The 18,570-nt window shown below is 61.5% G+C and carries 21 protein-coding genes; 12 read left to right on the forward strand and 9 right to left on the reverse strand.

What is annotated here, in order from left to right:
* Window positions 1-10: 10 nt before the first annotated feature.
* Window positions 11-907 (forward strand): LysR family transcriptional regulator VtlR, encoded by an 897-nt coding sequence (locus AMK05_RS15715; RefSeq protein ID WP_003593139.1) that lies wholly within the window; start codon window positions 11-13, stop codon window positions 905-907.
* A gap of 26 nt (window positions 908-933) precedes the next feature.
* Here AMK05_RS15715 and AMK05_RS34615 read toward each other — a convergent pair whose 3' ends face one another.
* Entirely contained in the window at window positions 934-1,362 is a 429-nt protein-coding gene (locus AMK05_RS34615; protein WP_143535260.1) for a hypothetical protein, read from the reverse strand.
* Window positions 1,363-1,459: 97 nt separating this feature from the next.
* Here AMK05_RS34615 and AMK05_RS15720 point away from each other — a divergent pair, with 97 nt between their 5' ends.
* The 4 genes from AMK05_RS15720 to AMK05_RS15735 all read left to right on the forward strand — a co-directional run bounded on the left by AMK05_RS15720 (window position 1,460) and on the right by AMK05_RS15735 (window position 4,946).
* Window positions 1,460-1,753: an ArsR/SmtB family transcription factor gene (locus AMK05_RS15720; RefSeq protein WP_049736231.1), complete on the forward strand. Its 294-nt coding sequence runs from the start codon at window positions 1,460-1,462 to the stop codon at window positions 1,751-1,753.
* 1 nt (window position 1,754) lies between these two features.
* Window positions 1,755-2,921: an MFS transporter gene (locus tag AMK05_RS15725; protein ID WP_064839904.1), complete on the forward strand. Its 1,167-nt coding sequence runs from the start codon at window positions 1,755-1,757 to the stop codon at window positions 2,919-2,921.
* Window positions 2,922-2,946: 25 nt separating this feature from the next.
* Complete coding sequence (locus AMK05_RS15730; RefSeq protein ID WP_064839906.1) at window positions 2,947-4,071, forward strand: alkene reductase; 1,125 nt, start codon at window positions 2,947-2,949, stop codon at window positions 4,069-4,071.
* Between the two features lie 74 nt (window positions 4,072-4,145).
* A complete protein-coding gene (locus AMK05_RS15735) occupies window positions 4,146-4,946 on the forward strand; it encodes an aminoglycoside phosphotransferase family protein (RefSeq protein WP_064839908.1) in 801 nt (266 codons plus the stop codon).
* On the opposite strand, the gene AMK05_RS15740 is transcribed toward AMK05_RS15735, so the two are convergent.
* Entirely contained in the window at window positions 4,943-5,965 is a 1,023-nt protein-coding gene (locus AMK05_RS15740) for an NAD-dependent epimerase/dehydratase family protein (RefSeq protein WP_064839911.1), read from the reverse strand. The genes AMK05_RS15735 and AMK05_RS15740 overlap by 4 nt on opposite strands.
* 94 nt (window positions 5,966-6,059) lie before the next feature.
* Between AMK05_RS15740 and AMK05_RS15745 the strand changes: the two genes are divergently transcribed.
* The gene (locus tag AMK05_RS15745) at window positions 6,060-6,959 is read left to right on the forward strand and encodes a LysR family transcriptional regulator (protein ID WP_064839913.1); all 900 of its coding nucleotides are present in this window, start codon (window positions 6,060-6,062) and stop codon (window positions 6,957-6,959) included.
* A gap of 113 nt (window positions 6,960-7,072) precedes the next feature.
* Window positions 7,073-7,585 (forward strand): GrpB family protein, encoded by a 513-nt coding sequence (locus AMK05_RS15750; RefSeq protein WP_064839916.1) that lies wholly within the window; start codon window positions 7,073-7,075, stop codon window positions 7,583-7,585.
* A 2-nt stretch (window positions 7,586-7,587) separates the two neighbouring features.
* Here AMK05_RS15750 and AMK05_RS15755 read toward each other — a convergent pair whose 3' ends face one another.
* Window positions 7,588-7,869 carry a DUF2188 domain-containing protein gene (locus tag AMK05_RS15755; RefSeq protein ID WP_064839918.1) on the reverse strand — a complete coding sequence of 94 codons (282 nt, stop codon included), beginning with the start codon at window positions 7,867-7,869 and terminating at the stop codon, window positions 7,588-7,590.
* A 230-nt stretch (window positions 7,870-8,099) separates the two neighbouring features.
* On the opposite strand from AMK05_RS15755, the gene AMK05_RS15760 reads away from it, so the two are divergent.
* Window positions 8,100-9,197 carry a calcium:proton antiporter gene (locus AMK05_RS15760; protein WP_064839921.1) on the forward strand — a complete coding sequence of 366 codons (1,098 nt, stop codon included), beginning with the start codon at window positions 8,100-8,102 and terminating at the stop codon, window positions 9,195-9,197.
* Between the two features lie 56 nt (window positions 9,198-9,253).
* On the opposite strand, the gene AMK05_RS15765 is transcribed toward AMK05_RS15760, so the two are convergent.
* The 5 genes from AMK05_RS15765 to AMK05_RS15785 all read right to left on the reverse strand — a co-directional run bounded on the left by AMK05_RS15765 (window position 9,254) and on the right by AMK05_RS15785 (window position 13,193).
* Window positions 9,254-10,114: a hypothetical protein gene (locus AMK05_RS15765; RefSeq protein WP_064839923.1), complete on the reverse strand. Its 861-nt coding sequence runs from the start codon at window positions 10,112-10,114 to the stop codon at window positions 9,254-9,256.
* Between the two features lie 35 nt (window positions 10,115-10,149).
* The gene (locus tag AMK05_RS15770) at window positions 10,150-11,055 is read right to left on the reverse strand and encodes a glycosyltransferase family 8 protein (RefSeq protein ID WP_082935676.1); all 906 of its coding nucleotides are present in this window, start codon (window positions 11,053-11,055) and stop codon (window positions 10,150-10,152) included.
* Between the two features lie 185 nt (window positions 11,056-11,240).
* A complete protein-coding gene (locus AMK05_RS15775; protein ID WP_064839927.1) occupies window positions 11,241-11,627 on the reverse strand; it encodes a type II toxin-antitoxin system VapC family toxin in 387 nt (128 codons plus the stop codon).
* A 2-nt stretch (window positions 11,628-11,629) separates the two neighbouring features.
* Window positions 11,630-11,890, reverse strand: coding sequence for a type II toxin-antitoxin system Phd/YefM family antitoxin (locus tag AMK05_RS15780; protein WP_064839929.1), 261 nt, complete (start codon window positions 11,888-11,890; stop codon window positions 11,630-11,632).
* Window positions 11,891-11,990: 100 nt separating this feature from the next.
* Window positions 11,991-13,193, reverse strand: coding sequence for a pyridoxal phosphate-dependent aminotransferase (locus AMK05_RS15785; RefSeq protein WP_064839931.1), 1,203 nt, complete (start codon window positions 13,191-13,193; stop codon window positions 11,991-11,993).
* 239 nt (window positions 13,194-13,432) lie between these two features.
* Between AMK05_RS15785 and AMK05_RS35275 the strand changes: the two genes are divergently transcribed.
* The 4 genes from AMK05_RS35275 (at window position 13,433) to AMK05_RS15800 (ending at window position 18,076) form a co-directional block, all read left to right on the forward strand.
* A complete protein-coding gene (locus AMK05_RS35275; RefSeq protein WP_171899794.1) occupies window positions 13,433-13,585 on the forward strand; it encodes a hypothetical protein in 153 nt (50 codons plus the stop codon).
* A gap of 141 nt (window positions 13,586-13,726) precedes the next feature.
* Window positions 13,727-16,111 (forward strand): marine proteobacterial sortase target protein, encoded by a 2,385-nt coding sequence (locus AMK05_RS15790; RefSeq protein WP_064839933.1) that lies wholly within the window; start codon window positions 13,727-13,729, stop codon window positions 16,109-16,111.
* On the forward strand, window positions 16,101-16,874 hold the full coding sequence (locus AMK05_RS15795; protein ID WP_064839936.1) for a class GN sortase: 774 nt from the start codon (window positions 16,101-16,103) through the stop codon (window positions 16,872-16,874). Before AMK05_RS15790 ends, AMK05_RS15795 begins: the two co-directional genes overlap by 11 nt.
* Window positions 16,875-16,933: 59 nt before the next feature.
* Window positions 16,934-18,076: a PQQ-dependent sugar dehydrogenase gene (locus AMK05_RS15800; protein WP_064839938.1), complete on the forward strand. Its 1,143-nt coding sequence runs from the start codon at window positions 16,934-16,936 to the stop codon at window positions 18,074-18,076.
* Window positions 18,077-18,080: 4 nt separating this feature from the next.
* Here the strand turns inward: AMK05_RS15800 and AMK05_RS15805 are convergent, their stop codons facing one another.
* Window positions 18,081-18,536: a hypothetical protein gene (locus AMK05_RS15805; protein WP_064839941.1), complete on the reverse strand. Its 456-nt coding sequence runs from the start codon at window positions 18,534-18,536 to the stop codon at window positions 18,081-18,083.
* Window positions 18,537-18,570: the final 34 nt, after the last annotated feature.

Consider the following 18,570-nt stretch of genomic DNA (forward strand, 5'->3'; position numbering starts at 1 on the left):
GGGTGGGGGAATGCCATTGGATTGGGACAAGCTGCGTATTTTTCACGCAGCTGCCGAGGCGGGTTCGTTCACGCATGCGGCGGATAAGCTGCATCTGTCCCAATCCGCCATCAGCCGCCAGGTCAGCGCGCTGGAGCAGGATGTCGGCACCAAGCTGTTTCACCGCCATGCGCGCGGCCTGATCCTGACGGAACAGGGCGAGCTGCTCTACCGCACCGCCCACGACGTGCTGCTGAAGCTCGAAACCGTGAAGATGCAGCTCACCGAGACCAACGAGACACCGTCCGGCAAGCTGCGCGTGACGACGACGGTCGGTCTCGGCCAGGGCTGGCTCACCGACAAGATCCAGGAATTCCTGCAGCTTTATCCCGATGTGCAGATCCAGCTGATCCTCGACAACGAGGAAGTGGATGTGAACATGCGCCATGCCGACTGCGCCATCCGCCTGCGCCAGCCGCAGCAATCCGACCTCATCCAGCGCAAGCTCTTCACCGTGCACATGCACGTCTATGCTGCGCCCTCCTACATCAACCGCCACGGTGAGCCGCAGAAGATCGAGGATCTCGACAATCACCGCATCATCACCTTCGGCGAGCCGGCGCCGAGCTATTTGCTCGACGTCAACTGGCTCGAGGTGGCAGGCCGCTCGTCGGATAACAAGCGCATCCCGCATCTGCAGATCAACAGCCAGACCTCGATCAAGCGCGCCGCCCTGCTCGGCATTGGCGTCGCCTGCCTGCCGGATTACATCGTCGGCCGCGATCCCGGCCTGATCCAGCTGGCGATCAATGCCGACGTCCCCTCCTTCGACACCTATTTCTGCTATCCCGATGAGATCAAGAACGCCGCCAAGCTGAAGGCTTTCCGTGATTTCATCGTCAGCAAGGCCAGAAACTGGAATTTTTGAGCCAGATTTATGGAATGATTTCCATACTATGCGGACAGCGCATAACTGGCATGCACAAATAAGGGTTGCCGTTTGCCCATTAAACCACCATATCGCACATAGCTGATGCACATGGTGGCTTTTCCTCCCAGTTCCACCGCATTAGCTGTTCCCCTCTGGAGGTTTTTGACCTTCACACTTATAAGGGCCCTGGTTTTCCAGTGGCCCTCTTTTTTTGCCTTGGCTCTCCGGGAAATGCCGCACCGCAAAAAAATTGTGCGGCGCATAGCAGGCATGCACAAAAAAGCATTGAAACCTGCCCAAGGAAGCACCATATCTCTCTCAGCTGATGCATCTTGTGGTTTCTCTCCCAGTACCACCGCATTAGCTGTTCCCCTCTGGAGGTTTTTGACCTTCACAATTACAAGGGCCCTGGTTTTCCGGTGGCCCTCTTTTTTTGCCCAAATTTTGCTCACCTGACAAAACTCGCCGCCTCACGCCTCCGTGATTTGCATATCGGCGCCTGACGATCAATATATCGATAAATAACGATTTATAATTCGGCGAACAACGATGGACAAAGACGAGATTATCAAGGCGCTCGCCCATCCCACCCGGATGGACATTCTGACCTGGCTGAAAAATCCCGAGCAGCATTTCCCCTCGCAGGAGCATCCCTTCGAAATGGGCGTCTGCGCCAGCCAGTTCGAGCGTTGCGGCCTGTCGCAGTCGACGGTCTCGGCCCATTTGGGAACGCTGCATCGCGCCGGCCTCGTCACCACCAAACGCGTCGGACAGTGGATCTTCTACAAGCGCAACGAAGAAACGATCGCTGCCTTCCTGAAGCAACTGACGCAGGATCTTTGAAATGCCCCTCGCCCTTCTCGTCCTCGCCTTGAGCTCGTTTGCGATAGGCACCACGGAATTCGTCATCATGGGTCTGCTGCCCGAGGTCGCCGCCGATCTCTCGGTGACGATCCCGCAGGCCGGGTGGCTGGTCACCGGTTATGCGCTGGCGGTCGCGATCGGCGCCCCGGTGATGGCTATTTCCACCGCGAAGCTGAAGCGCCGCACCGCCCTGATCGCGCTGATGGCCTTCTTCATCGCCGGCAACCTGCTTTGCGCTCTGGCAAGCGGCTACTGGGTGCTGATGATCGCCCGTATCGTTACCGCGCTTTGCCACGGCGCCTTCTTCGGCATCGGTTCGGTCGTCGCCGCCGGCCTGGTCGCCGAAGACCGCAAGGCCCGCGCCGTCGCCCTGATGTTTACCGGCCTGACGCTTGCCAATGTTCTCGGCGTGCCGCTCGGCACCGCGATCGGCCAGGCCTATGGCTGGCGCGCCACCTTCGGGATCGTCACCGTCATCGGCGTCGTCACTATCGCAGGCCTGATCGCCATCCTGCCCAGGGATAAGCAGCAGGAAAACGGCAGTATTCTGCGCGAAATCGCAGCGCTCAAAAATGGCGGTCTGTGGCTGGCGCTTTCCACCACCGTCTTCTTCGCCGCCTCGATGTTCGCGCTCTTCACCTATATCGCGCCGCTGCTGCGCGACGTCACCGGCGTTTCGCCGGAAGGCGTCACCTGGACGCTATTCCTGATCGGCCTCGGGCTGACCATCGGCAATCTCCTCGGCGGCAAACTGGCCGACTGGCGGCTTGGCGCGACGCTTGCCGGCGTCTTCGCCGCGATCGCCCTCACCTCGATTGCCTTCAGTTACACCAGCCACTTCTTCATCCCGGCTGAAATCACGCTCTTTCTCTGGGCACTGGCAAGTTTTGCCGCCGTGCCGGCGCTGCAGGTCGGCGTCGTCGGCTTCGGCAAGGACGCTCCGAACCTGGTTTCAACCATCAATATCGGCGCCTTCAACACCGGCAATGCGCTCGGCGCCTGGGTCGGCGGCCTCGTCATCGATGCCGGCTTCGATCTTACCCGCGTTCCGCTCGCCGCAGCCTTGATGGCCCTGATCGGCCTCGGCGCGACTGGACTCACCTATCTCTCTGCCCGGGGCCGGGCCGCACTTGCCCCCGCCGAGTGATCCCCCCGCAAAAGAAAGGACCATCATGGCCAAGCTTTTCGAACCCACAAAGGTCGGCGACATCACTGTCAAAAACCGCATCGTCATGGCGCCGCTCACCCGCAACCGCTCGCCGGGCGCCATCCCCAATGACCTCAATGTCGAATATTACCGCCAGCGCGCCACGGCTGGCCTGATCATCACCGAAGCGACCGCGATCACCCATCAGGGCCAAGGCTATGCCGACGTGCCCGGCCTTTATAGCAAAGAGGCTCTCGACGGCTGGAAGCGCGTGACCGACGCCGTTCACGCTGGCGGCGGCAAGATCGTCGTCCAGATGTGGCATGTCGGCCGCATCTCGCACACGACGCTGCAGCCGAACGGCAACAAGCCGGTCTCCTCCACCGACCGCGTCGCCAAGGCCAAGACCTATCTGGTCGATGGCGACGGCAGCGGCAGCTTTGCCGACACCTCCGAACCGCGCGCGCTCGAAACCGCCGAAATCCCCGGCATCGTCGAGGATTACCGCAAGGCCGCTCGTGCGGCGATCGACGCCGGCTTCGATGGCGTTGAGATCCATGGCGCCAACGGCTACCTACTCGACCAGTTCATCCGCGACGGCGTCAACGATCGCACCGACCAATATGGCGGCTCGATCGAAAACCGCACGCGGCTGGCCTTCGAGGTCGTCGATGCCGTGGTGAAGGAAATCGGCGCAGGCCGCACCGCGATCCGCATCTCGCCGGTAACGCCGTCGGGTGAAAGCTACGATTCCAATCCGCAAGCGACCTTCACCCACGTCGTCGAAGGCCTGGCAATATACGCTCTCGCCTATATCCATGTCATCGAAGGCCAGACCGGCGGCGACCGCGACTATCGCCAGGGCGACAATCCTTCCTTCGATTATAAGGCGCTGCGCCAGGCTTATGAAAAGGCCGGCGGCAAGGCCGACTGGATGGTCAATAACGGTTATGACCGCGATCTGGCGATCGACGCCGTCGAAAGCGGCCGCGCCGACCTCGTCGCCTTCGGCAAACCTTTCATCGCCAATCCCGATCTCGTCGGACGGCTGGCGAACAACCTGCCGCTCAACACGCCCGACCAGGCGACCTTCTATGGCGGCACCGCCAGGGGTTATGTCGATTACCCCGCCCTCGAAAAGGTCGCCTGAACCGATCCACGCCAACGTGAATCCCGCCGAAAGGCGGGATTTCCATTTTTGATATGTCTCTGTAGGGTGCCATCATGTTCGCTCCCCATCTTAATCGCTGGTCGCTGATAGCAGACGGCGAGCCTATCATCACCCATTCAAGCCGCCTGCTGCCCGTGCTCTGGCAGGAGAGGCCCGCCATGCTGAAAGTGGCGACCGATATCGACGAACGATACGGGGCGCTGCTGATGCAGTGGTGGGACGGCGACGGCGCGGCCCATGTCTATGCTCATGAAGACGACGCGGTGCTCCTGGAACGGGCGACGGGAAAACGCTCGCTGCTTGCCATGGCGATGAACGGCGAGGACGATGAGGCGAGCCGCATCCTCTGCCGGACGGCGGCACGGCTGCATGCGCCGCGCGAAAAACCGCTGCCCGATCCCGTGCCCCTCACCCGCTGGTTCCGCGATCTGGAGCCGGCAGCCCAAAACCATGGCGGCACGCTGGCCGATTGCTCGGCGATTGCCGACGCCCTGCTCGCCGATCCGCGCGACCTCACCGTCCTGCATGGCGATATTCATCACGAGAACATTCTAGATTTCGAGGCGCGCGGCTGGCTGGCGATCGATCCGAAGCGGCTCCATGGCGAACGCGGCTTCGATTTCGCCAATATCTTCGCCAATGAAGAACTGCCTGTCATCACCGATCCGGCCCGTTTCCGCCGCCAGCTCGCTGTCGTTTCGGCAGAGGCTCGGCTGGAGCCGAAGCGGCTGCTGCAATGGATCGCCGCCTATTCCGGCCTATCCGCCGCCTGGTTCCTCGGCGACCCCAACATCGAGCAGGCAGAAAAGGCCCTGACGGTCGCCCGGATCGCGTTGGCAGAACTCGAGACTTAACCCGCATTCTCAGGCGAAGGCATAATCAGGGCCGTCGCCGTGTCATGATGCGGTTCCGGCAGGCAGCCGAGAGCCACAAGCGAAGCTCTGACGGCCTCGTCGATCGGCGTTTGCGGCTCCTGGCCAAGTTCGGCTATCAACCTGGTGTTCCGCATCCTGAGCGGCACCTTCCAGAGATAGCGCATCTCCTTGATCTCGCGCATGATCGGAACGAACGGCGCGGCGAGCGGTACGATCCACCAGGGAAAACGGCCGATCCTCGCCTTACCGCCGGCAACACGCCTGATCGCTTCGGCCATCTGCATACCGTCGGCATCCCAGAACCCCTCCATATGGTAGAGGGCAAAGAGCGGCAGCCGATCGGCCCGCTCAATGAGCTGGGCCATGGTTTCCGCCATATCGGGCAGATAGGCCCACTGGTGGCCGATGCCGCGCTGCCCCGGATTCTTGATCGTGCCGACCGGCTTGCCGGGCGTGACGAAACCCGATGAAAACCAACTGTTTCCAGTCGTGCCCGGGCCGAAGAAATCTCCGGCCCGGACGATGATCGCGCCAACACCGGCTTGCGATGCCGCTTCCAGCCGCTTCTCCATCTCGACGCGAATTGCCCCTTTCTTCGTCAGCGGATGCTGCGGGCTTTCCTCCGCCGGCGCCGGCAGGGCATCGGGACCGAAATTGTAGACGTTTCCAGGCAGTACGATGCGTGCGCCGACGGCGCGGGCAGCGGCGATGGTATTGTCCAACATCGGCAGCACCAGCGTTTCCCAATTGCGGTAGCCGGGCGGATTGACGGCATGCACGATCAGACTGACGCCATCGGCCGCCCTCAACACGTCACCGGCATTCATCGCATCGCCCTGCACCCATTCGAAAGCCGGCTCGCGCCTCGACGCCTTGGCGGCTTCACGGTTGAGCGCCCGGATGCGCCAGCCGCGCGCAAGCAGCTTGCGGGCAACCGCGCCGCCAATACCGCCGGTAGCGCCGAGAACAAGCACCGTCGTCTTCATTTCGCTGCTCATGACAACCATCTCCTTCGACTGAATAGAAGGACAATGCCACCGGGCCGGAATAAACAAAATTGACGAAATACATTCAGCTGCTATACAAAAATATATGAGAACCGAACCGAGTTGGGATTTCTACCGCAGTTTCCTGACCGTGCTCCAGCAAGGATCGCTTTCGGCCGCCGCCCGCGAGTTGGGGCTGACGCAGCCGACCATAGGCCGTCATGTCGACGCACTGGAAACGGCAATCGGCGCCGAGCTCTTCACCCGATCCCCGAACGGGCTGCTGCCGACCGACGCCGCCTTGGCACTGAAGCCCTATGCCGAGACGCTGGCGGCGACCGCCGCCGCCCTTTTGCGCACCGCATCCGGTGAGCGCGAGCGCGTCGCCGGAACCGTCAGGGTCAGCGCCAGCGAGGTGATCGCCGTCGAAGTGCTGCCGGGGATTCTCGGACCGCTGCAGGAGACCTATCCCGAACTCCAGATCGAGCTCTCGTCTTCCGATGCGATCGAGGATTTGGTGAACCGCGAGGCCGATATCGCCGTGCGCATGGCCGAGCCGCAGCAAGGCGCGCTCGTCGTACGCCGCATCGGCGATATCCCGCTCGGTTTCCACGCCCATCGCCGCTACCTCGAACGATACGGCATTCCGCAAAGCCTGGCTGATCTCGCAAACCACCGGCTCATCGGCTTCGACCGGCAGACGGCCTATGTCCGCATGGTAACAAAACGCTATGAAGTGCCGGGCGTCGACTTCTCCTACAGGACCGACAGCAATCTCGCCCAGCTTTCGGCGATCCGCGCCGGCGTCGGCATCGGTCTCTGCCAGATCGGGCTCGCACGTGATAATCCCGATCTGGTTCACCTCCTGCCGGATGCGTTCAAGATCCCGCTCGGCACGTGGGTTGCGATGCATGAGAGCCTGAAGACCTCGCCGCGCTGCCGCGCCACCTTCGACGCACTGGTCAAGGGGCTTCAGGACTATCACCGATATTCGATCGGCACTTAACCTCTCGAAATCCAGATTCGATTTTCGCAGAGAATCATGCGCAACCTTCAACCGAAAAGAGCATTCAAACTGCGTCCTATCTGATGGGCCGCGCTTTTAGCGGATGAAGACAAATGACCCACGACCCGGTTGAACTCGTGCCCTACGATCCGCAGTGGCCGCAGGCCTTCCGGCGCATCCGCGACAGGTTGCTCGTCTTGCTGCCGCAGGCGCTCTCCATCGATCACCTCGGCAGCACGTCCATATCAGGCATGACCGCCAAGCCGCTCATCGACATCGACGTCGTTCTTCCCGGCCTCGGGCATATCGAGGATGCCACGCGCGTACTTCTGACCGAAGACTACGAACCGCGCGGCAATCGTTATGACGACGAGGTCTGGGCGTTTTTATCGAGAGGGTCGGTGCCGCGGCAGCGGGTCTATCTCTGCCCGGCCGGCAATGGCACGCATCGAAACAGGCTGGCTTTCCGGGATTATCTCATCGCGCATCCAGACGCAGCGGCCGAATATGCCGCGCTCAAACGCAGGCTGGCAGCCGAATTCAGGATGGATGGCAACCGCTATACCGCCGAGAAGCGCGGTTTCGTCGACGCGATTGTCGCGCGGGCTTTGGCAAACGATGGTTGACTTCAAATGCCTTGCGAGGCTCCAGCCGCACGGTCCTTCCACTGACCATCCACCACCTCGGTTTCCGGCCGGTCGCCGCCTTCGGCATATTCTTCATGCCACTTGCCGTTTTCATCCTGCCAACTGATCTCGGCGGAATCGCCGCCGACCTGCTGTTCGGCCGCAACGATGCGCGCAGCTTCGAGCGCCTCGGCATGGGTCGGGAATGCTTCGGAGTAGACGCCTCCAAGCCTGTAGGCCCAACCGCCGTCATGCGGCACGACTTCGTAGACCACCTTGATCATGCATCCGTCTCCTCATCTTCTTTTGCGCATTCGCACGCTTCCGGACAGGATCCGGATCATCGCGGCCGCTTGACGAGAATTCGAGGACGCCGCGATCTGCTTTCCGGCCCCGATGGCGTTCAGTATTCCATTAAACGTCAAAGACTGCAAATGGCACTGGATAGCAACCTGCTTGATATGCGAAATCAGTGACTTAGATAAAACGCATGAATCAGGACGGGAGCTAGGACGTGGGGATTGCGTCACGCTTGAAAGAAGAGAAGTTTCTGGTCGCCGCGCTTGCCGTTGCGGCGGTCGCCTATGTCTTGGAACATGCCGTGATCGAGATGGGACGTGGTGTCGCGCTCATCGCCGCCGCCGCCTTGGTCGGCACCATCGTTCTCGCCTCGATCCGTGTCGCCCATCATGCCGAACTGCTCGCCGTCAAGGTCGGCGATCCCTATGGCACGATGATCCTGACGCTGTCGGCCGTCGCCGTCGAGGTCATCATCCTCGCCATCATGATGAGCGGAGAGAGTTCGCCGACACTGGTGCGCGACACGATCTATTCCGCCCTGATGCTCGATATCAACGGCATTCTGGGTCTCGCCGCCCTGCTCGGCGGCCTCAAGCACGGCGAACAGCCTTACAACGACAATTCGGGCAAGACCTACGGCGTGATGATCCTGACCGCCATGGGCATCTCGATGATCGTTCCGGAATTCGTGCCCAGCGATAAATGGCACTATTATTCCGCCTTCACCATTGTCGCAATGATTGCGCTCTACGGCCTCTTCCTGCGCATGCAGGTCGGCCAGCACAGCTATTTCTTCAGCTACAGCTACCCGCGCTCCGAACGGATGAAGGAGAGTCCGGACGAACATGGCTCCAACGAGCCGGCCGCAATCTCGATCGCCACCATTCTCGTCGGCGTCGTCATCATCGGCCTGCTGGCCGAGTTCATGGCCGCCTTCATGACCGAGGGCCTGCGCGACAGCGGCGCGCCGATCGCCGTGACCGCCGTCATCGTCGCGGCGATTTCAGCCGCTCCCGAGATCCTGACCGCCTTGAGGGCAGCGCTCAGAAACCACATGCAGGCGACCGTCAACATCGCTATGGGCGCCTCGCTCTCCACCGTGATCCTGACGGTGCCGGTGATGGAGGCGATCGCGCTCTATACCGGCCAGCCCTTCATCATGGCGATGACCCCGGTGCAGACGGTGATGGTGACGATCACGCTGATTGCCGCGGCGATCAACCTCAACGACGGTGAGACCAACGCCATCGAAGGTATGACGCATTTCATCCTCTTTGCCACCTTCGTCATGCTGACGGCGCTGGGCCTTTGAAGACGGCGCACCGCAGCGCGCACTCAGCCGTCGCACCTTTGGGGCAGGTGCGTCGGTCAATCCTTGGATTTTTCCAGGAAACGTTCTTTACGGGTTTTCGGCTTGAATCGCCGGAAGAAATTTTCGATGGCGCGGATGGATTTGGTGACGGACATCAGCCTGTCGATCTGGCTGTTCGCATTGTGAAGCCGCTCGGACAGGACTTCGGCCGCCGTCATCGCGATCTCGATCGGCGGCACCTGCGGAAAGCGTTTGGCGAGCGCCGCATAAGGGCTGGCATCGACGCCCCCCATCATCGAGATCGTGCCCATCCTGGCAAAGAGACGCAGGAAAATCTGCTCGAACGTCCAATCGTGCACGTCGAAGACCTTCCACTTCTCACTTCTCTTTGCCGAAAAGCCGGCAAGCAGGATCTTGCCCGGCAGGTGCAGGTCGGCGAGCCAGAGCGCCATCGCAAAGCCACTCGTAGCGATCTTGCCTGTCGGATAGAGATCGGCGAGCATCTGCGTCAGATCGAGGTGGCGGGCGCCGGTGGCGTTGAAGCGGCTCTCCTCGCTGAAGTTCTCCTCGGGGGAAACGCGGATGTTGACGACACCCAGAAAATCATCACCGGCGAAGAACCGCAGGACGTCAGCCACCTCGCGCCGGTGGACGATATTGGCGCCCATCACGCCGCTGCGGGCGACCAGCACTGCATGACCGGCGAAGGGTTCGTCGAGCACCTTGTAGACATTGTTGAAGAAGACGTAGAGCGCCGTCTCCGGCAGCTCGCTTCTGAGCCGCTCGAAATCGACCGCCTCGCTGTTTGCCACCAGCACGATGTGCGAATAGCGCGAGAGCACCGCCGTCCATCCGTCTGGCGTCAGGAAATTGAAGCCGCTATCGGCGGCGGCTAAATCACTGGGGATCGGTTCCATATCGGCTCACATGCACCTTCCAAGGACACGCCTTGCTAGCTGTTGCTGAAATAGGCGCGCATCCGGGCAAGCCGCGCCAGCCCGCCGATCTGCTTTCCCAAATGCGAGAGAAAGCCCGCCACCCGGCCCATCATAGTCGGCTGCCTGCAGAAGGAGGCCCAGGGCGTGTTGTACAGATCCTCGGCATAGTGCCTGGCCATCCGCCGGTGCACCCAGGGCACGGTCGCCTGCCACGGTTTCTTCCGACCGGTAAAGTGAAAGATGGCTGGCCGATCGACAAAAGGCAAAAGCCCCGTTTGCGTATTCCAGCGCGGATCGAGCACCAGCCAGTCGCCGTCGAACGTCACGTTCAGCGCATCCTGGTCGTTGTTCTCGAAAAGATGCGACCGCTCCTCAAAGATTTCCCGGGTTCTGGCGAAAAGCCCCTTCTCCCGGCAGACCGACCAGTCGAATAGCAATACGCCGGCATTGAAATAGCGTCCGCCCTCGCCCATGCCGATCTTCCGCTGCCGTGCTCCGGCTTTCTCTGGAAAGGCCAAGACATAATCGTCGACCGCGGCAAGCGCCTTGCCCTGGAGATCCCTCGTGAAGAGTTCGTCGACGGACGCCACCGCGAGCACGTCGGCATCGAGGTAAAGCAGGCGTTCGACATTCTCGGGGATCTGCAGATCCATATAGAGCCGCGCCAGTGTCGCACCCGACCAGCGGCCCCGCGCCTGCATTGCCGTCTCCGGCGTCACATAAGGCAGCACCTTGATCGTCATGTCGTGCAGACGCGCGAAACTTTCGACCTCGGCGATCTCGTTCGGCTTGAGGTCGATACCGAGAAGCAGGAACTCCAGGCCGACGTCCACCAAATTACGCTTGACGGAAAGCAGAGTGCAGCAGGCAGCCGGCAGCATATTAACGTCAGAACAGACGATGACGGCGCTACTCTGCAAAATCGGCCTCCCGAAGCGGCAACTTGAACTTGATGCCGGATATCTAGTTGGTTTGAAGGCTGCCCGCAACCTGAGATCACCCGCGCCACCGACGCTCCCTGTCACGATTTGAGTCGGAATTCAACGACTTGCGAGTCGAAGCGGAATCAATGCCGCAAGATCTTGAATCGGGACGTAAGCCTGATTCAGAGTCGCAGCGCCAGCGGATGATCGACGAGCAATCTATCGACCGTCGCAAGCTGCAAGCTCTCGACCTTGCACTGCGCCAGCAGCAGGCGGTCAAAGGGATCGCGCGTCTTCGGCTCGGGTTCGGCGGCGGTGATGACGTGCGGGATGTCGATCCGCAACAGTATCAATCCTATTTCTTCGAGCGACCGCGCGATGTCTTCAAGCGGCATACCAGGATCCAGCTTTCCCAGACGAGCCTTGATCGCCGTTTCCCAGAGACTTGCGACGCTGACGAATCCCTCGGTCCTGCTATCACCAAGCAGCGCCGCGATCTCCGGGAACCTCTGTCCCACGTCCTTGCGCAGGATCGCGAGAACGATATGAGTATCGAGGAGAAGCCTCATTGCTACGGCAAAGGCTTCAGGAGAAAATCCTCGGGCAGCGGATCATCAAAATCATCGGCGATGAACGGTACAGGATTGGTGATGCCCCGCGCACGAAGATAAGCCTGACCGGCTTCCAGGTCCAAGCCGCCGCGCTTTTGATGCGGCACGAGATCGAACACAGGCCGGCCGTTGCGCGTCACGACGATGGTCTCGCCTTCCTCGACCTCGCGGGCAAGCTCGGTCAGGCGGTTCTTCGCATCGCGGATCGAAACGGTCTTCATGAACTCAAATGTAGCTACATGCAGCCACATCGTCAACGTCGCCACAAGTAAAAGGCCCGCCGTCGCCGGCAGGCCTTCGATCGAGACTGTCGCAGTCCGCTTACTTGCAGGCGGCGCAGAAGCGCTGGATGCGGCGGCAGGCTTCTTCGAGAAGGTCTTCCGAGGTCGCATAAGAGATGCGGAAGTTCGGGCCGAGGCCGAAAGCCGAGCCATGAACGACGGCAACGCCTTCCGATTCCAGGAGCTCGGAAACGAAATCCTCGTCCGTCTCGATAACCTTGCCTGAGGGTGCGGTTTTGCCAATCAAGCCCTTGCAGGAGGGATAGACGTAAAAGGCGCCTTCCGGCACCGGGCAGACGATGCCCTTGGCCTGGTTCAGCATGGAAACGACGAGATCGCGGCGGCCTTCGAAGATCTTCTTGTTCGCCGGAATGAAGTCCTGCGTGCCGTTCAGCGCCTCAACGGCCGCCCATTGGGCGATCGACGTCGCACCCGAGGTCTGCTGACCCTGTATCATGTCCATCGCTTTGATGAGCTGGATCGGGCCGGCCGCATAACCGATACGCCAGCCGGTCATCGCATAGGCCTTGGAAACGCCATTCATCGTCAATGTACGATCGTAGAGCTTCGGCTCGACTTCGACAGGCGTGACGAACTTGAAGTCGCCATAGGTCAGGTGCTCGTACATGTCGTCGGTCAGCACCCAGACATGCGGATGCTTCATCAGCACGTCCGTCAGCGCCTTGAGCTCGGCATGCGTATAGGCAGCACCCGTCGGGTTGGACGGCGAGTTGAAGATGAACCACTTGGTCTTCGGCGTGATCGCCTTTTCGAGATCGGCGGCCTGCAGCTTGAAATTATGCTCCTGGGTCGCCGAAACGAAAACCGGCGTGCCGCCGCACAGCGCCACCATTTCGGGATAGGACACCCAGTAGGGCGCCGGAACGACGACTTCGTCGCCGGGGTTCAGCGTCGCCATGAAGGCGTTAAACAGGATTTGCTTGCCACCGGTGCCGACGATCGTCTGCTCCCAGGTATATTCCAGGCCGTTTTCACGCTTGAACTTGGCGGCGATCGCCTTGCGCAGTTCGGGAATGCCGGAAACCGGCGTGTACTTCGTCTCGCCGCGGTTGATCGCGTCGATGGCGGCCGTCTTGATATTCTCGGGCGTATCGAAATCCGGTTCACCTGCACCGAGGCCGATGACGTCACGTCCTTTTGCTTTCAGCTCGCGCGCTTTCTGAGAGACGGCGATGGTGGCTGAAGGCTTCACACGGGAAAGAGCATCGGCAAGGAAGGCCATGATATCGGTCCTATTGGTTGAAACGGGCAGAAAGCCGAGACCGGAGTTCTGCGGTTAGCTCTATGTCCAATGTATGACGGCATTTCAAGCGCAAAGGCGTGATGGGGGCAATGATTCTTATTGATCGTTTCGCCGCACCGGCGAGCCGACCCCCTGTGCTCTTCGGCATGGCTTGCGGCGCCCAGCCATAATCAATCTGGATGAATTGTTTTTTAAGGTATTGCTGATGAACGGCAACCATGACAAAGCCGCCTCGCCGCCGACCGCGAGATCCCGTTCAGCCCGATCTTCCTCTCGATCCGATGCCGGCGCGTATCGTGCCGGCCGCCCCGGAAGCATCCGGCATGTTCGCGGCTGCTGCCATCGCGATTTTCGGCGCCTATGTCTTTTAAAATCAGACAGATCGTCGGATTTCGTCATCGCCACGAATAAGCCGCAACAAATGCCGCACGCCGCCGCAATTCGGTCGCGAGCGCGCCGAGATCGAAGCCGCATCATTGCGTTATCCAAAATTGGTTATTGAGGGTACGCCAATGTTTCTGGAAGATGAGTTCGCCATCGGGCGCATGCGCATGCGCCGGATTTCCATTTCATTTCTTGTCGCCGCCACCGCCTTTGTCGCCTGTGTCATGGCAATACTGGGGCTTGCCTCCGCCGCCCGCGCCGAGACACAGCAGGCATCCGGCCAACTCGTGGCCTTCGTCCGGCCGAACGACGTCAACAGCGGCTCGCTGCTCTTCCCGTCGAAGGAGCCGGGCTTTTATGTCGAAGCGCCGCGGCTGAAGACCGACGTCGCAATCGATGTGTCCGGCCCGATCGCACGGGTGAAGGTGACACAGCGTTTCCAGAACCCGAGCCAGGGCTGGGTCGAGGGCACCTATGTGTTCCCGCTGCCGGAGAATTCCGCCGTCGACGCGCTGAAGATGCAGATCGGCGAACGCTTCATCGAAGGCCAGATTAAGCCGCGCCAGGAAGCCCGCGAGATCTACGAGCAGGCCAAGGCCGAGGGCAAGAAGACGGCGCTTCTCGAACAGCAGCGGCCGAACATCTTCACCAACCAGGTCGCCAATATCGGCCCCGGGGAAGAGATCGTCGTTCAGATCGAATATCAGCAGACGGTCCACCAGTCGGGCGGCGCGTTCTCACTGCGCTTCCCGATGGTCGTCGCCCCGCGCTACAATCCGGCCCCGATCGTCCAGACCGTCGAGTTCAACAACGGCGCCGGTTTCGCCACGCCGCGCGATCCGGTGGAAAACCGCGAGAAGATCGAAGCCCCCGCGCTCGATCCGCGCGAAAATGCGAAGATCCATCCAGTTTCGCTGACCGTCGACCTCAAGGCCGGCTTCCCGCTCGGCGACGTCAAATCGTCCTTCCACGAGGTCGATATCCGCCAGGACGGCGATCAGGCGAAAACGATCAGCCTGAAGGGAGACGCCGTTCCCGCCGACAAGGATTTCGAGCTCACCTGGAAAGCTGCCCCCGGCAAGCTGCCAAGTGCCGGCCTCTTCCGCGAGGTGAAGGATGGCAAGACCTATCTGCTCGCCTTCGTCACTCCGCCCACGGCGCCGGATGCGGCAGCCGCGCCGGCAAAACGCGAAGTGGTCTTCGTCATCGACAATTCCGGTTCCATGTCCGGCCCGTCGATCGAGCAGGCAAGGCAGAGCCTGGCGCTTGCCATCTCCAGGCTGAACCCCGACGACCGCTTCAACGTCATTCGTTTCGACGACACGATGACCGACTATTTCAACGGCCTCGTCGCCGCCACCCCGGATAACCGTGAAAAGGCGATCGCCTATGTCAGGGGCCTGACCGCAGACGGCGGCACGGAAATGCTGCCCGCGCTCGAGGATGCGCTGCGCAATCAGGGACCGGTCGCAACCGGAGCACTGCGGCAGGTCGTGTTTCTGACCGACGGTGCGATCGGCAACGAGCAGCAGCTCTTCCAGGAAATCACCGCAAACCGCGGCGACGCCCGCGTCTTCACCGTCGGCATCGGCTCGGCGCCGAACACTTATTTCATGACCAAGGCCGCCGAAATCGGCCGTGGGACCTTCACGCAGATCGGCTCGGCCGATCAGGTGGCAAGCCGAATGGGCGAGCTTTTCGCCAAGCTGCAGAACCCCGCCATGACCGATATATCAGCGCATTTCGAAGGCATCGCCGCCGAGGACATCACGCCGAACCCGATGCCGGACCTTTACAGCGGTGAACCCGTCGTTCTCACCGCGGAGTTGCCTGGGAATAAGCCCGCCGGCAAGCTTGAGATCGTCGGCAAGACCGGCGATCAGCCCTGGCGCGTCGAAATGGATATCGCCAACGCCGCCGGTGGCGGCGGCATCTCCAAGCTGTGGGCGCGACGTAAGATCGACGACTTCGAAGCCCGCGCCTATGAGCGTCAGGATCCGGCTGCGCTCGACAAGGATATCGAGACGGTGGCGCTCACCCATCACCTCGTCTCCCGCCTCACCAGCCTGGTCGCCGTCGACGTCACCCCGTCGCGGCCGGCCGGCGAGCCGCTCGGCTCGGCGAAACTGCCGCTCAACCTGCCAGAAGGTTGGGACTTCGATAAAGTCTTCGGCGAAGACGCTACGCCTCCGGCCGGCGGAGAACGTTATGGCGCGGCTACGCCCGCAGGAAACGCCGGACCGCAGCAGGCCGCGGCCGGAACGCGGGATCTCGCCGCATCGCCCGAGATCGCAAACCTGATGGCCGCAGCCCCGACCGCTAAGGCCGCGACGATGATCGCGCAGAAGAGTTCGACCGTGAACCTGCCGCAGACGGCAACGCGCGCCGACGAGCAGATCATCCGCGGGCTTACCATGCTGCTCCTGGCGCTGACGGCGGCAAGCGGGCTCGCCGTCTGGCGTCGGCGCATCAAACGCATGATCGCACTCGGAGCCAAGCCAAATGGTCTCTAGGCTCCTCGCTAGCCAGAACGAGGAAGCGGCCGAATTCGAGCCGCTTCCGACCTATCTGGAACTCGCCATGGCCGCTGCCACGGCCCACGACAGGCCGAAGGCGCGCCAGAGGAAGGGTTTCTTCTTCTGGCGTCTTTCCTCGATAGAAAAAGCCATAGCGGTCGCCATTGCCGGCCTTGCGCTTTACGGCTTGGCGTTGATCGGCGACGGCTTCCTGCTGAAGGCGAAGGCGGAGCTCTCCCAGATCCTGCTGAAACGCGCCTTCGCCGCGGAACTCAAGGGCCAGGAGACAAAACCCTGGCCTTGGGCTGATTTCACCACGGAGGCCAAGGTGCGTGCGCCGCGCCTCGGCAAGGAGGCGATCGTGCTGTCCGGCGCTTCCGGCGAAGCTCTCGCCTTTGGACCTGCCTGGCTCGCCAACACGCCGCAGCCAGGCGATGAAGGCACCGCTGTTATCGCCGCTCATCGCGACACCCACTTTCGCTGGCTGCAATATATAAAGCCCGGCGATACCATCGAGGTCACCCGTCGTGACGGCAAGGTCCTGACCTTCAAGGCCGGCGAAGGCCGCATCGCCCCCTGGGATGCCAGCGGCATCGATCCCGCCTCCAACGGCCGCCATCTGGTGCTGACCACCTGCTGGCCTTTCGATGCGACCGAACGCGGGCCGTTGCGCTATATCCTCGAAGCCGAACTGGTCGATGGACAAGCGACAGGTTCCGTTCAACCGGCAAACACAAAGCCGTTATATCGGACCGAATGAGGGTTGAAGCTCTCCCCTGCCCGCTCCACGTTCCAGCGTGACAGACGATGGGAAGCAAGATGACCAGAATATCCGCCTTTCAAATCGCCGCAGCGCTGCTTCTGATCGGCGCCCTATCAGCCGAGGCGGCCGACACCGTCAATACGCAGGATCTGGCGGTCCGTGTCGACAAGCTCGCCGACGGTCTCGACCATCCCTGGGCGGTCGAGGTGCTGCCCGACGGCGCCTACCTCGTCACCGAGCGGCCGGGCCGGATGCGCATCATCCGCGAGGGCAAGGTCTCCGACCCGATCGCCGGCGTGCCCAAAGTCAGCGCCCGTGGCCAGGGTGGCTTGATGGACGTGGCACTCTCTCCGGATTTTGCGACATCGAGAAAACTCTATTTCACCGCCGCCATCGCTAATGGACAGGGCTCCGGCACCGAAGCCTTCAGCGCCACGCTTTCCACCGACGAGACGAGACTGGACGCCGTCTCGCCTGTTTTCACCATGCAGCGCTTTACCTCAGGCAATATCCAGTACGGCTCGCGCATTGCCATTGCCCGTGACGGTTCGCTGTTCATCAGCGTCGGCGACCGCGGCGACCGCGACCGCTCGCAGGACTGGCGGGACGATGCCGGCTCGATCATCCACATCAATGCCGACGGCAGCATCCCGGCCGACAATCCCTTCAAGGACGGCGGCAAGGCGCTGCCGGAAATCTGGTCGAAAGGTCATCGCAATCCACAGGGCATCACCTTCGATAGCAAGGACGGCAAACTCTATACCGTCGAACATGGCGCGCGCGGCGGCGACGAGATCAATCAGCCCGAAGCGGGCAAAAATTATGGCTGGCCGATCATCACCTACGGCCGCGATTATTCGGGTGCCGAGATCGGCGAGGGCACCGCGAAGGAAGGGCTGGAACAGCCACTGCATTACTGGGATCCATCGATCGCTCCCGGCGCGCTCACCATCTATCGCGGCGCCATGTTTCCGGAATGGGACGGCAATTTCCTCGTCGCGGCGCTGAAGTTCCAACTGCTCTCGCGCATGCAGCACAACGAGAGCGGCGCCTTCGTCGCCGAAGAGCGCCTGTTCGAGGGCGAATACGGCCGCATTCGCGATGTCATCGTCGCGCCCGACGGGGCGCTGCTGATGGTGACGGACGAAGATAACGGCGCGCTGCTCAGGGTTTCGCGCGCTGAGGCCAATAACGGCTGAAAGATCACAACGCCCCACGCAGCTCCTTGCGGATGACGAATTTCAGCCCGGACCAAATCTCGTCGACGGCGCAGACCTTGACGTCGACAAGACCGGTCGGAAGGAGGGTCTCCCGCAGAACGTCCTCGGTGACATCGGTCGGCACCCGCGAAATCTTTTTCGGCCAGGAGATCCAGAGCATGCCGTCCGGCTTGAGAATACCGAAGAGCTTAACCGCGACAGCCTCCAGCGCCGCTCGTTCGGTCACAAACAGATGCACATAGTCGAACGCCCGTCGAGGCGTCTCCGGAAGCGCAAGCGTGACCGAGGCAAAACTATCGAAGCCATGGATGTCGCCCATCGTTTCGGGAACGCCGAGAAGAGCAGCCGCCTGCCCGCGCCCAAGGCCGAGCTTGCTCGCCAGCGGCCTGCCTGAATATCCTGCCGTATCGCCGGCCAGCTGGCTTTCTTCGTGTCGCATCCTGTCATCTCCGCCGACAGGCATGAAGTCTTCA

This window comes from Rhizobium sp. N324, from assembly GCF_001664485.1.
Classification (GTDB): domain Bacteria; phylum Pseudomonadota; class Alphaproteobacteria; order Rhizobiales; family Rhizobiaceae; genus Rhizobium.

Coding starts and splice junctions, on each gene's coding strand:
- AMK05_RS15715 (WP_003593139.1), top strand. CDS start 11: ATGCCATTGGATTGGGACAAGCTGCGTATTTTTCACGCAGCTGCCGAG.
- AMK05_RS15720 (WP_049736231.1), top strand. CDS start 1,460: ATGGACAAAGACGAGATTATCAAGGCGCTCGCCCATCCCACCCGGATG.
- AMK05_RS15725 (WP_064839904.1), top strand. CDS start 1,755: ATGCCCCTCGCCCTTCTCGTCCTCGCCTTGAGCTCGTTTGCGATAGGC.
- AMK05_RS15730 (WP_064839906.1), top strand. CDS start 2,947: ATGGCCAAGCTTTTCGAACCCACAAAGGTCGGCGACATCACTGTCAAA.
- AMK05_RS15735 (WP_064839908.1), top strand. CDS start 4,146: ATGTTCGCTCCCCATCTTAATCGCTGGTCGCTGATAGCAGACGGCGAG.
- AMK05_RS15740 (WP_064839911.1), bottom strand. CDS start 5,965: ATGAGCAGCGAAATGAAGACGACGGTGCTTGTTCTCGGCGCTACCGGC.
- AMK05_RS15745 (WP_064839913.1), top strand. CDS start 6,060: ATGAGAACCGAACCGAGTTGGGATTTCTACCGCAGTTTCCTGACCGTG.
- AMK05_RS15750 (WP_064839916.1), top strand. CDS start 7,073: ATGACCCACGACCCGGTTGAACTCGTGCCCTACGATCCGCAGTGGCCG.
- AMK05_RS15755 (WP_064839918.1), bottom strand. CDS start 7,869: ATGATCAAGGTGGTCTACGAAGTCGTGCCGCATGACGGCGGTTGGGCC.
- AMK05_RS15765 (WP_064839923.1), bottom strand. CDS start 10,114: ATGGAACCGATCCCCAGTGATTTAGCCGCCGCCGATAGCGGCTTCAAT.
- AMK05_RS15775 (WP_064839927.1), bottom strand. CDS start 11,627: ATGAGGCTTCTCCTCGATACTCATATCGTTCTCGCGATCCTGCGCAAG.
- AMK05_RS15780 (WP_064839929.1), bottom strand. CDS start 11,890: ATGAAGACCGTTTCGATCCGCGATGCGAAGAACCGCCTGACCGAGCTT.
- AMK05_RS15785 (WP_064839931.1), bottom strand. CDS start 13,193: ATGGCCTTCCTTGCCGATGCTCTTTCCCGTGTGAAGCCTTCAGCCACC.
- AMK05_RS35275 (WP_171899794.1), top strand. CDS start 13,433: ATGACAAAGCCGCCTCGCCGCCGACCGCGAGATCCCGTTCAGCCCGAT.
- AMK05_RS15790 (WP_064839933.1), top strand. CDS start 13,727: ATGTTTCTGGAAGATGAGTTCGCCATCGGGCGCATGCGCATGCGCCGG.
- AMK05_RS15795 (WP_064839936.1), top strand. CDS start 16,101: ATGGTCTCTAGGCTCCTCGCTAGCCAGAACGAGGAAGCGGCCGAATTC.
- AMK05_RS15800 (WP_064839938.1), top strand. CDS start 16,934: ATGACCAGAATATCCGCCTTTCAAATCGCCGCAGCGCTGCTTCTGATC.
- AMK05_RS15805 (WP_064839941.1), bottom strand. CDS start 18,536: ATGCGACACGAAGAAAGCCAGCTGGCCGGCGATACGGCAGGATATTCA.